The following is an 11673-nucleotide window of genomic DNA, read 5'->3' on the forward strand; positions in this document are numbered from 1 at the left end:
TGAATAACAAAAGAAAACCTCTCCAATTTTGACGCTGGAGAGGTTAGATTATAATTCATGAAAGTCTTTAGTCTATTTAATCATTCAGCTTAAGAACAGCCATAAATGCTTCCTGCGGAATTTCAACGTTTCCTACCTGACGCATACGCTTTTTACCCTTTTTCTGCTTTTCTAATAGCTTTCTTTTCCTCGAGATATCTCCACCATAACATTTAGCGGTAACATCCTTACGAAGCGCTTTTACGGTCTCACGGGCAATGATCTTTGCACCGATCGCCGCCTGGATAGGAATATCGAATTGTTGTCTTGGAATAAGCTCTTTAAGCTTCTCACACATTTTCTTACCAATGTCGTAAGCATTGTCTACGTGTAATAATGCCGAAAGCGCATCTACTGTGTTTCCATTAAGCAGGACATCCACTTTTACCAGTTTGGACTGGCGCATCCCGATTGGAGAATAATCAAATGAAGCATAACCTCTGGATACTGTTTTTAAACGATCATAGAAATCGAAAACAATCTCAGCTAAAGGCATGTCAAAAGAAAGTTCTACCCTCTCTGTAGTTAAATAGGTTTGATTGGTGATCTCACCCCTTTTTTCGATACAAAGCGACATTACATTTCCTACATAATCTGACTTGGTAATGATCGTAGCTTTAATAAAAGGTTCTTCTACCCTGTTTAAAGTAGATGGTTCCGGAAGATCTGATGGGTTGTTAACCAGAATAATATCATCAGGATTTTTATTGGTATAGGCCTGATAAGATACGTTAGGAACCGTGGTGATCACAGTCATATCAAACTCTCTTTCCAGTCTTTCCTGAATGATCTCAAGGTGTAACATTCCAAGGAATCCACATCTAAAACCAAAACCTAAAGCCGCTGAACTTTCAGGAGTAAAAACAAGTGAAGCATCGTTTAACTGAAGCTTTTCCATAGAAGCTCTCAACTCTTCATAATCTTCAGTATCTACAGGATAAATCCCGGCGAATACCATAGGTTTTACATCCTCGAATCCTGCAACAGCCTCTGTTGTTGGATTCACTGCGCTAGTAATGGTATCACCCACTTTTACCTCACGTGCATCCTTGATCCCGGTGATAAGGTATCCAACATCTCCTGTTTTGATCTCTTTTCGAGGGAATTGCTTCAGGCGAAGTGTTCCCACTTCATCTGCATCGTATGTTTTATTCGTAGCAACGAATTTTATCTTTTCTCCTTTTTTAATTGATCCGTTAATAACACGAAAATAAGTTTCCACCCCTCTGAACGGATTATAAACCGAATCAAAAATCAGGGCTCTTAAAGGTGCATCAACCTTCCCGCTTGGAGCAGGAATCCGCTTTATAATTGCTTCAAGAATTTCTTTGATCCCAATTCCTGTTTTTGCACTTGCAGGAATAACTTCAGAAGCATCACAACCTAAAAGGTCCACGATATCGTCTGTAACCACCTCCGGATTTGCACTTGGTAAATCAACCTTATTAAGTACCGGAATTATCTCAAGATCGTTTTCCAATGCCAGATACAGGTTCGAAATGGTCTGAGCCTGAATACTCTGAGCAGCATCCACAACCAGCAATGCTCCTTCACAGGCGGCAATAGATCTGGAAACCTCATAAGAGAAATCCACGTGTCCCGGAGTGTCAATAAGATTCAGAACATATTCTTCTCCCTCATGCACATAATCCATTTGAATGGCATGAGATTTAATAGTGATCCCACGTTCACGCTCCAGATCCATACTGTCCAGCAACTGTTCCTGTTTTTCCCTTTCGGTTACTGAACCGGTAAAATCCAGTAGTCGATCTGCCAGTGTACTTTTCCCGTGATCTATATGTGCAATTATGCAAAAGTTTCGAATATTCTTCATCTCCAGTTTTTGAGTCCTTTCTCCCTTAAAAATAAGGTGATTTTAAGACTACAAATATAATTGAATTAATAGTCTTAAATAAAATTTCAAGTTTATGTTTGTTTTCTTAGGGGAAACCTCCCTGAAATAGTATTTTAGTTATAGTTTAAAAAGATGTGAAAGCTTTAATTTTAAAGGCTTCAGCAGTAAATATAAAATATGGAAGACCATAAACCGGATACCGAAAAAGTTTCCAAATATGACCATCTGGAAAGGATGAGCAGCAAGGAGTTATTGACGAATATCAATAGAGAAGATCAAACTGTTGCTGAAAGCGTGGAAAAAGTCATTCCAAAAATTGAGGTTCTGGTAGACAAAATCGTGGAAATGCTGAATTCCGGTGGAAGGTTATTTTACATAGGAGCAGGGACAAGCGGTCGACTTGGAGTTTTAGATGCTTCAGAATGTCCGCCTACTTTTGGAGTTGATCCGGGGATTGTAATAGGTTTGATCGCAGGTGGCGATACAGCTTTACGTAATGCTGTTGAAAATGCTGAAGATGCTACGGAACAGGCCTGGAAAGATCTTCAGAAATATAATATAACAGATAAGGACGTGCTGGTGGGAATCGCAGCTTCAGGAACAACTCCTTATGTGATTGGAGGAATTAAAAAAGCACGGGAAAATGGAATTATTACCGGTTGTATAACCTGTAGCGCGAATAGTCCGTTGGCTCAGGCTTCTCAGTTCCCGGTTGATGTGATCACCGGTCCAGAATTTGTGACCGGAAGTACCCGTATGAAAGCCGGAACCGCCCAAAAAATGGTACTGAACATGATCACTACCGCGAGTATGATAAAATTAGGACGCATCAAGGGAAATAAGATGGTAGATATGCAGTTATCCAATCATAAACTGGTGAACCGTGGAACGAGAATGATCATGGAAGAACTTGGAATTGGAGAAAAAAAGGCAGAAGAGCTTTTATTGCAGCATAAAAGTGTTAGAAAAGTTCTGGAATTTTCTAAAAATGAAAATAATTAATGCAGTCTACTTTTAAATTAATCGTACTAGTTTTTATTCTTAGTTTTTTACATTCCTGTAAATCTTCAAAAAGCATAAAAAAGGACCCAACGCCAGATGCTCCAATTGGACAAAAGGAGTCTGAAATTCGCGATTCCATTCGCGTTAACGAAGAAATCAACCAGAATGATGATTTTATTGCTGCCCCTGTAAATATTGCGGAATTCAGAGCTGCATGGATCGCTACCGTGGCTAATATTAACTGGCCGAGTAAACCGGGTTTAAATAGTGATGTTCAGAAAGAGGAAGCGGTTAAAATGCTTGATTTTCTGGCTAAGAACAATTTTAACGCGGTGATCCTTCAGGTTAGACCACAGGCCGATGCGCTGTATGAAAGTGAACTTGAACCCTGGTCTTATTTTCTTACGGGTAAAAGCGGAAAGGCTCCGACTCCATATTATGATCCTTTAGAATTCTGGATAAACGAAGCTCATAAACGCGGACTGGAATTACATGTATGGTTAAATCCATATCGCGCCCATCATACCACCGGGAAAGAAATTGGAGAAAATTCTATTGTAAAAACAAATCCCGAGCTTGTTATTGAGCTTAAAAATGGAATGTGGTGGATGGATCCCGGCAGCAAAAAGGTTCAGGACCATTCGGCAGCGGTGGTAAGGGATATTGTGAAGAGATATGACATTGACGCGGTGCATTTCGACGATTATTTTTATCCTTATGCATCCTATAACGGAAAAGGAAATTTCCCGGATGATAAAAGCTGGAATTCTTATTTAAAGAACGGCGGAAATCTTTCCCGTGCAGACTGGAGGCGGAAGAATGTAAACGATTTTATTGAACGCGTAGCTGAAGACATCAAGGAAGAAAAGTCTTTTGTGAAATTTGGAATAAGCCCGTTTGGGATCTGGCGTCCTGGTTTTCCTAAGGGAATAAGTGGGATGGACCAGTATGAAGAATTATATGCCGATGCTAAATTATGGCTAAATAAAGGCTGGATAGATTATTTCACGCCGCAATTATACTGGCCAACTTCTAAAGTAGCACAAAGCTTTCCGGTATTACTGGGATGGTGGGAATCTGAAAATGTCGTAGGCAGGCATTTATGGCCGGGAATAAATCTTGGACTTGAAGATGAAATTGAGAATAAAGGGGAGATCGCTTCTCAAATATTGATCAGCCGGGGAATATTACAGGATAACCCGGGAACGGTACATTGGAATATTGGCCCATTGATGAAAAAGCCGGAGCTTTTAAATTCAATTATAAATGGGCCATACCGGCAAAATGCGCTGGTGCCGCCCAGTCCGTGGTTAGATGAAAATCCTCCCGCTGCTCCGGCAGTAAAAATCATTAAGGAGAATGATATGCTTATTTTAAATTGGTCTTCTGTAGAACCAGAGGATGTATTTAGATGGGTGATATATTATCAATACGAAAATGGAAACTGGGATTACCAGATCGTAAATAAAGAAACAAGTAAGTTGAAGTTACCGGTCTTTAATAACCACGGTAAAAAGCTTAAAGGCATTGGAGTAAATTCGGTAGATCGCACCGGAAATCAAAGCAGTTTCCGGGAATATAAAATTCAGTAATAAATAATCAGATAAAATAAAGCTTCATGAAATTTTTCAGATATACCTTTTTAATGATGGGAGCCCTGTTGCTTTCATGTAATAATGATAGTGAGCAGGAGCAGGCAAATCCTGTGGAGGAGCAGATTAATTCTGTAAAAAGTCAATATGCTCCCGATAAAAGAGTTGCTCTTTTTGATATCACTTCAGAAAAAGCTGATGATTCCTTTATACTTCGGGGTGAAACCAATAACCCCGAGGCATTAAAAACCTTAAGAGTTAAATTGGATTCAGCTAACATTCAGTTTAAGGATAGCGTAAAAGTTTTGCCTTTAGATGAGCTCAAGGGAATTACCTATGGCGTAATTGATGTATCTGTGGCCAATTTGAGGGGAGAAGGGAAACATTCGGCAGAGCTGGTTACTCAGGCTACTCTGGGAACTCCGGTTAATATCCTGAAGAGGACTGAAGAGTGGTATTATATCCAGACGCCAGACGGTTATCTTTCATGGGTTGATCATGGCGGAATCACCACCATGAATGCCCGGGATTTTCAAATCTGGAAATCTTCTGAAAAAGTGATTTTCACCAATGCTTTTGGAAATTCTTATAGCGAACCGGATACCAATTCAAAGCCTGTTACCGATCTGGTTGCCGGAGCTGTTCTTGAATTGGAAGCGGAAAGCGATGATTTTTATAAAGTAAGATACCCCGATGGCAGAGCAGGTTTTGTTTCAAAAACCGAGTCAGAAATCTACCGAAAATGGCTGAATGAACTAAACCCGAATCAGGAAGATTTGGTTAAGGTTTCAGAAAAATTGATGGGTTTACCTTATTTATGGGGTGGAACCTCTGCTAAAGGCGTTGATTGCAGCGGCTTTACTAAAACAATTTTCTTTATGAATGGGATGGTGGTGCCGCGTGATGCGTCTCAACAGGTAAGAGAAGGTAGCCTGGTTGACGAAAAAGGAGATTTTAATAAACTTGAGGTAGGTGATCTGCTATTCTTTGGAAGACCTGCTACAGATTCAACTTCAGAAAAAGTAGTACACGTGGGCATGTGGATAGGAAATAATGAATTTATCCACGCCTCCGGAGACGTGCATATTAGCAGTATGGATAGTAAAGCTGATAATTTTGATGAATTCAACAAATCCAGATATCTTAGAACTAAGCGTTACCTGGGAGCCAGTAGCGATGGTCTCACTTATTTGAAGAAAAAGAATATTTATATTTCTGAAATTGAGGAGGAAGCAATTCAATAGAACCTTTGAACTTCAGTAGTTTAAATCGTAAATAGAATTAAAGAAATCATTTTTGGTCAAATTGAAATATGATTTGGCAGGAAATGAATTCACAAACAGGATCTAATTTTCGATAAACCTGTAAAAAATTGTGCCTCAGTTAAATAAATTTTGAACAAAAACGAAAAAATAGAATTCTAAATGCTCATTTAATGGCAAATTTTATTCAGAATCCCGTTTTAACAATTTTATTTTCAGTTGTATAAGTTTTGAAATAACTTGTTGAACAGGCGAGATATTCTATATTTGTTGAGCTTTTACGAAATCTGACCAATTTAACCATGAATAATAGATACTTTCTATCAATATTTCTTTGCCTTTTTTGTACTGTAGCTTTTTCTCAAAACCGATTAACCGGAAATGTGGTGGACACCAGTCAGGAGCCATTAGCATTTGCCAATGTGATTCTATTAAATGCTAAAGATTCCGTTTCGGTTATCAAGGGAACCGTGACCGAGGAAGACGGGACTTTTATTTTAAATGATCTTGCCGAGGAAACTTATCTTTTAAAAGTAACCTTTGTGGGTTACGAAGATTATCTGAAAAGAGTCAAATTAAAGAACGATACCCATTTAAAGAATATTACTGTTTCCCAGGCTTCCGGAGATCTGGATGAAATTACTATCCAGGCACGAAAACCAAAAATCAGTAGGGAAGTGGACAGGATCGTTTTTGATGTAGAAAACTCCACGCTTTCTACTGGTAATACCTGGGATATTTTAAAAAAATCACCTGGAGTTATCGATAATCAGGGTCAATTAATGGTACGTAATTCAGCGGTGCAAGTATATCTTAATGACAGGAAAATTTATCTTTCGGCCTCAGAGCTTCAAACTTTATTACAATCCTATTCAGCAGAAAATATCAAATCCATAGAGATCATTACAAATCCACCTGCTAAGTATGATGCTGAAGGTGGAGCCATTTTAAATATTACAACATCTAAACCTATTAGTGCGGGTTATAAAGGAAGTGTTGAGGGAAGCTTCACCCAGGCGATCTATTCAAAATTTAAACTGGGAACAAGTCACTTTTTTCAGGGTGATAAAGTAGATGTATTTGCCAATTATAGTTTTAGTCCGCGAAAGGATTATAAAAATGACGATTCCTATATAAACTTCATGCGTGATGGTTCCACTTTTTCACGCTATGAAACAGACTTTACCCGGGTAACTACTTCCCAGGCTCATAATGCCAATGCCATTATTGATTTTGAGTTATCAGAAAATTCGAGTTTAAATTTCTCTATAAATGCTCATTTTTCTCCGGATAAGGAGTTTGATAACGATGTGACTACAACGATAAAGAATTCTGCAGGAGTTATAGATACCACGCTGGTTACAGATTCACGGGTTTTGACCAATGAGGATAACGTGGCGCTTAATCTGGATTATCAAACCACCTTTAAAAACTCTGCTGAACTGTCTGTAAAGGCTCATTACACACGTTTTGACCAGAACAGGAATCAATATGTGCTTTCGCAGTATTACAATCCTAACCAGGAGCGCTTAAAAGCACTTGATTTTACAACAGATGCCAATCAGGAAATCGATATTTATACGGCCCAGGTTGATTATGATACTAAACTTAAAAACTCCTCTTTAAGTTTTGGAGGGAAGTATTCGGGAATAGAATCCACAAGTGGAATTGATTATATAGGAGCGCGTAAACTTACCGAAAAATATGATAACCTGGAAGATACTTTCTTATATGATGAGAACATATTTGCCGCATATGCTACCATTAGTCATGATTGGGAAAACTGGAGTGGTAAATTAGGTTTAAGAGGAGAGTATACAGATAGAACCGGCGAGAGTTTAAGTGTGAAAACCACTAATGACAGGGAGTATTTTGAATTATTCCCTACGGCCTATTTACAATACCGCGCTTCAGAAGCTCATAGCTTTACGCTGGATTATAGCCGAAGAATTCAACGACCCAGATATGAAAGTTTGAATCCTTTCAGATATTTCCTAAATGAAACAAATTACAATGCTGGAAATCCTAATTTAACTGCTTCCATCAGTAATAATTTTAACCTGAATTATACTTTAAAGAATTCCTGGTTCTTTGACCTTTATTACAATGATCTTGGTGAAACTCCTGAAATTCTAAACTTTCAGGATAACCAGCAACTTACTATTCGCAATGTGAACCGTAATTTACTTGGCTCAAAATCATACGGAATTGATATATTCCATGGCACCACCATTACCAGTTTCTGGTATGCCCAATTATTTACTTCTATCTTCCATCAGGAAAATACATTTTTGGCGGTAGAAAGTGGAAATGCTGAAGTAACCAGAGAAGCCGAAGGGGTACAGGCATATGCATACAATATATTTACCCTGTCTCAGGATGGTACTTTTGAAGGGACTCTGTTCGTGCAATATGTGTCAGATTATCTTTCAGGATCTTATGAGTTGGATCCTATGACCACGGTAAGCATAGGTTTACGCAAAACACTCTGGGATAACCGTGCTGAGTTAAGTCTTAATTTGAACGACATTTTTAATACTACCAATACAAGATTAACTTCCAATTATTTAAATCAGGATAATAGCTTTGCCTCTTTTGCTGAAAACCGAAGTGTGCAGGTAGGGTTTAAATATAACTTCGGAAACTTTAGATTAACCGATAATCAAAGGAGTATAGACGCTACTGAAAGAGAACGTCTGTAAGCATAATTTTTACTTCCAGTTTATTTCTTAATTTTGCGGTCTAAACAGAATTGGCTTTGGCAAAAATTGGAAATATAGATGTAGGAGACTTCCCGTTGCTTTTAGCACCGATGGAAGATGTGAGTGACCCGCCATTTCGTGCGTTATGCAAGGAACAGGGGGTAGATGTGGTTTATACCGAATTTATCTCTTCTGAAGGGCTTATTCGCGACGCGGCGAAAAGCACCATGAAACTTGATATTTACGAAAAAGAACGACCGGTTGGGATCCAGATCTTTGGAGCCAACCTGGATTCTATGCTGCAATCTGTAGAGATCGTGGAAAAATCTGGTCCGGATATTATTGATATCAATTTTGGATGCCCGGTGAAAAAGGTAGTTTCCAAAGGAGCCGGTGCAGGTATCTTAAAGGATATCGATTTGATGGTTTCACTTACCAAGGCCATGGTAGAACATACCAAATTACCTATTACCGTAAAAACCAGACTGGGATGGGATAATGATTCCATCAAAATTGTGGAAGTTGCTGAAAGGCTTCAGGATGTTGGTTGCCAGGCTATCTCCATTCATGGACGAACCCGGGTACAGATGTATAAAGGTGAAGCCAACTGGAAACCTATTGCTGAGGTTAAGAATAACCAGCGCATGCATATCCCTGTTTTTGGGAATGGCGATGTAGATTCTCCTGAAAGAGCGATGGAAATGCGAGACGAATATGGTCTTGATGGCGCCATGATAGGGCGAGCAAGTATTGGATACCCATGGTTCTTTAGAGAAGTAAAACATTATTTTGAGACAGGGAAGCATATGGCTCCTCCAACCCTGGAAGAACGGGTGGATGCAGCCAGAAGGCATTTGCAAATGGCTATCGACTGGAAAGGAGAGCGATTAGGAGTTTTCGAAACCCGTCGTCACTATACCAATTATTTCAAAGGAATTCCTCATTTTAAGGAATATCGCATGAAGATGGTCACCAGTGATGATTCTGTAGACGTTTTTAAAGCTTTTGATGAAGTGGAGAAGGAATTCGCAGGATACGAATTTGCCTGATCAGGCCAGAGCTTTTTTACTTCTTCCGGCAGCGATATAAGATGCGATCAATCCCAGCGTAAAGATAGTTCCCATTACCACCATAATATTCATAAACTTTAATTGTACAGGGTAGGGGAGATTGGGAGTGATCATTACCAGATCGTATTTTATTTGCAAAACGATAAGTAGAATTGCGAATATAAGGCCTGCAATCCCACCAAGTGTGGTCATGAGCATTCCCTGATAAAAAAAGATATTCTTTATTTGTTTGGGTGTTGCACCAAGACTGTGCAGTGTTTTTAAATTTTCTCTTTTGTCCAGGATCATGACTATTATGGAGCCAACCACGTTGAATAGGGCTATGGTTAGGACCAGAGTAAAGATGAGATAAACAAAAAGATTTTCTGAATTCAGCATCTTGTTCAGAGCTTCGTTTAACTCGGCTCTGGTTTTAATAATTGCCTGATCCCCCAGAATTTTCTGAATTTTTCCGGATATTTCCTTAGCATCCTGATTTGCTGAAAGCTTAAATTCCACCCCGGAGAATTCATCTTCTTCCAAACCTAACAGGTCTTTTGCAAAGCCAATATGGGTAAACACATACTTGTCATCAAGCTCCTCGTTCACACTATAAACACCACTAACAATGGTTTGTCTGGTATTAAAAGCGTTCTGGATATTAGTAAGGGTAATTTGACCTTTGCCCGGTTTGGGAACCATGATCTTTAAAAGATTCTGGTAATTGAAGGTCCCAACATCCAGCAACCTTGACAGTCCATTTCCAATCACTACCTGTGGTTCACTTTTAGTTAACCAGGTACCAAAAACAATGGCGCTGTCAATTTCATTTACCCTCTGGTAATTTTCATCCACACCCTTTATATAGGCTGGATTGGTTTTGGATTTATAACTCAGGATTACCCGTTCTTCAACGATCTGGCTTAATTCTTCAACTCCCTGGATCTCCAGCAAATCGTTTTTCTGAGCTTCAGTTATGCGAATGGTTTTCCCTACAGCAGGCAATGCCTTTAAGTCGGGATCAAATTCATTGGAAAATGACAAACTGAAATCCCTGAGTCCGGAAAATCCGCTTAAAACAATGAATAATGAAAAAGCCCCTGCAAAAACACCAATAGCTGCGATAATCGTAATTATATTGATCGCATTGTTCTTGCTCTTTGTAAACAAATAGCGCTTGGCAATATAGAGGGGAAATTTCAAATTAGGATTTTTTCCTTTTATCCAATAGATCCGGGTTGGAGATAGGATCTTCTTTACCTTTTATAGATTTTTCAATTCCGTCTATGTACTCCAAAGAGTCGTCCACATAGAAATTAAGATCAGGCATTTTTCTAAGCTGATGCTTGGTTCTTTGCGCAACCTCGTGCTTGATTTTATATTTATTCTCATTGATCTCTTCAATAACTTCATCCTGATGTTTTGAAGGGAATATGCTTACATAAGCTTTCGCGATAGAAAGATCTGTTGTTACTCTAACCTTGGAAACAGAAATCAAAATTCCCGTACGCCCACTATCTCTTAAAGAATTTTGCAAGATATCTGCCAGGTCCTTCTGCAACAATCCACCTATCTTTTTTTGTCTGTTAGTTTCTTCCATACTGCAAAAGTAAAATTTTTAAATGTGATTCTTCCTTATATCTATGAATTTGAATGGAATGCTAATAATTACTGATATTTGTTCTGAAATAAACCTCAATTTATGAAGAAAATAGAACATTTAGGCATTGCGGTTAAAGACCTGGATGCTGCTAATAAAACTTATAAAGCTGTATTGGGTGCTGAACATTATAAAACTGAAACAGTGGAAAGTGAAGGTGTCTCCACCTCTTTTTTCAAGATAGGTGAAAGTAAGATTGAATTACTGGCAGCTACAACGGAAGACAGTCCAATTGCAAAATTTATATCGAAAAGAGGAGAGGGGATACATCATATTGCCTTCCTGGTTGATGATATACAAGCTGAAATTGAGAGACTTAAAGCTGAAGGTTTCAAATTGCTGAATGAAGTTCCTAAGCCGGGGGCAGATAATAAGCTGGTTGCATTTATGCATCCCAAAGATGCCAATGGAGTCCTGGTAGAGTTATGTCAGGAAAAATAGAAATATTTTGTTTGGTGCATAACACGCAATTATCTAAATTTGCGCTCGCGATACGGATAAGTTAAGTATCT

The 11673-nt window shown here is 38.8% G+C and carries 9 protein-coding genes; 6 read left to right on the forward strand and 3 right to left on the reverse strand.

Going from position 1 to position 11673, the window contains the following annotated elements:
- Nucleotides 1-76: 76 nt before the first annotated feature.
- The gene (gene lepA, locus ACNKXV_RS05455) at nt 77-1873 is read right to left on the reverse strand and encodes a translation elongation factor 4 (protein ID WP_417906691.1); all 1797 of its coding nucleotides are present in this window, start codon (nt 1871-1873) and stop codon (nt 77-79) included.
- Between the two features lie 198 nt (nt 1874-2071).
- On the opposite strand from lepA, the gene murQ reads away from it, so the two are divergent.
- The 5 genes from murQ (at nt 2072) to dusB (ending at nt 9501) form a co-directional block, all read left to right on the forward strand.
- Nucleotides 2072-2896: an N-acetylmuramic acid 6-phosphate etherase gene (gene murQ / locus ACNKXV_RS05460; RefSeq protein ID WP_417906692.1), complete on the forward strand. Its 825-nt coding sequence runs from the start codon at nt 2072-2074 to the stop codon at nt 2894-2896.
- Nucleotides 2896-4488 (forward strand): glycoside hydrolase family 10-like protein, encoded by a 1593-nt coding sequence (locus ACNKXV_RS05465; RefSeq protein WP_417906693.1) that lies wholly within the window; start codon nt 2896-2898, stop codon nt 4486-4488. Before murQ ends, ACNKXV_RS05465 begins: the two co-directional genes overlap by 1 nt.
- 26 nt (nt 4489-4514) lie before the next feature.
- Entirely contained in the window at nt 4515-5732 is a 1218-nt protein-coding gene (locus ACNKXV_RS05470) for a C40 family peptidase (RefSeq protein WP_417906694.1), read from the forward strand.
- A 320-nt stretch (nt 5733-6052) separates the two neighbouring features.
- Entirely contained in the window at nt 6053-8452 is a 2400-nt protein-coding gene (locus ACNKXV_RS05475) for a TonB-dependent receptor domain-containing protein (RefSeq protein ID WP_417906695.1), read from the forward strand.
- 56 nt (nt 8453-8508) lie between these two features.
- Entirely contained in the window at nt 8509-9501 is a 993-nt protein-coding gene (dusB, locus tag ACNKXV_RS05480; RefSeq protein WP_417906696.1) for a tRNA dihydrouridine synthase DusB, read from the forward strand.
- Here the strand turns inward: dusB and ACNKXV_RS05485 are convergent, their stop codons facing one another.
- Nucleotides 9502-10704 carry an ABC transporter permease gene (locus ACNKXV_RS05485; protein ID WP_417906697.1) on the reverse strand — a complete coding sequence of 401 codons (1203 nt, stop codon included), beginning with the start codon at nt 10702-10704 and terminating at the stop codon, nt 9502-9504. It lies immediately after the preceding gene.
- 1 nt (nt 10705) lies between these two features.
- Nucleotides 10706-11101: a 30S ribosome-binding factor RbfA gene (gene rbfA / locus ACNKXV_RS05490; RefSeq protein WP_417906698.1), complete on the reverse strand. Its 396-nt coding sequence runs from the start codon at nt 11099-11101 to the stop codon at nt 10706-10708.
- A gap of 102 nt (nt 11102-11203) precedes the next feature.
- Here rbfA and mce point away from each other — a divergent pair, with 102 nt between their 5' ends.
- Nucleotides 11204-11602: a methylmalonyl-CoA epimerase gene (mce, locus tag ACNKXV_RS05495; RefSeq protein ID WP_417906699.1), complete on the forward strand. Its 399-nt coding sequence runs from the start codon at nt 11204-11206 to the stop codon at nt 11600-11602.
- Nucleotides 11603-11673: the final 71 nt, after the last annotated feature.

This window comes from Christiangramia aquimixticola (assembly GCF_048285835.1).
GTDB lineage: Bacteria > Bacteroidota > Bacteroidia > Flavobacteriales > Flavobacteriaceae > Christiangramia > Christiangramia aquimixticola.

What these genes read in the sequence shown, in the direction of transcription:
- lepA (WP_417906691.1), bottom strand. Translation starts at nt 1,873, where the DNA reads ATGAAGAATATTCGAAACTTTTGCATAATTGCACATATAGATCACGGG.
- murQ (WP_417906692.1), top strand. Translation starts at nt 2,072, where the DNA reads ATGGAAGACCATAAACCGGATACCGAAAAAGTTTCCAAATATGACCAT.
- ACNKXV_RS05465 (WP_417906693.1), top strand. Translation starts at nt 2,896, where the DNA reads ATGCAGTCTACTTTTAAATTAATCGTACTAGTTTTTATTCTTAGTTTT.
- ACNKXV_RS05470 (WP_417906694.1), top strand. Translation starts at nt 4,515, where the DNA reads ATGAAATTTTTCAGATATACCTTTTTAATGATGGGAGCCCTGTTGCTT.
- ACNKXV_RS05475 (WP_417906695.1), top strand. Translation starts at nt 6,053, where the DNA reads ATGAATAATAGATACTTTCTATCAATATTTCTTTGCCTTTTTTGTACT.
- rbfA (WP_417906698.1), bottom strand. Translation starts at nt 11,101, where the DNA reads ATGGAAGAAACTAACAGACAAAAAAAGATAGGTGGATTGTTGCAGAAG.
- mce (WP_417906699.1), top strand. Translation starts at nt 11,204, where the DNA reads ATGAAGAAAATAGAACATTTAGGCATTGCGGTTAAAGACCTGGATGCT.